This window comes from Anoxybacillus sp. MB8, assembly GCF_011006755.1.
GTDB lineage: Bacteria > Bacillota > Bacilli > Bacillales > Anoxybacillaceae > Anoxybacillus > Anoxybacillus gonensis.
On record NZ_RXXX01000116.1, the window covers coordinates 1 to 599 of the forward strand.

Sequence of the window (599 nt, forward strand, 5' to 3'; positions counted from 1 at the left end):
CAATGAAAAATACCCGACCTTTTTTCTCCATCTTGCGGTGTCCAACGACTTCAGCCTCGACAATCAACTGACGAATCGTTTCGTGGCTCATACATGCGTATCCCACCAGTTTTTCAAGCGACTGCGCAGCCTGTCGATACGAAGAACCCGTTACGGCGAGATGAATCGCTGTTTCTTCTAACAACGGACTGACTCCATGTGCCCCCTCAAACTGAAGAAAAGCATCCAACAGACAGACATACCTCTGTTTTTCTCGATCGAAGTAATAGTCCGCTTGACTTCCACTTCTCCAAACATCGTCTGCATCCGTATCCCTCGTTTATCTTTGAGCGCGTATCTTTTTTTATCTCGTTTTTCCGCTAATGTGTGATCGATGTCCTCCAACAGCTGTTGAAGCAGTTGACCATATTCTTTTTGCATATGCCTAAACAATGACTGTTGTATGAGTAAAATGTTTGTGGGAGAAAAAAAGACAGGTTCCTGATTTGGTATAATAAGGAACCTGTCAGATATGTAAGCAAAATAGATGAAAAACGGGCTCTCCTCCTGGTAAGGTAGTAAGTGCGAAAAAAATACAACCAAAGAAAGGAGTGGAGCCC

Annotated in this window: 1 pseudogene; it reads right to left on the reverse strand. The window is 43.6% G+C overall.

Annotated elements, in window-relative coordinates:
• Positions 1-420: pseudogene (locus EKC99_RS16100) on the reverse strand (UPF0236 family transposase-like protein); the annotation flags it as partial.
• Positions 421-599: the final 179 nt, after the last annotated feature.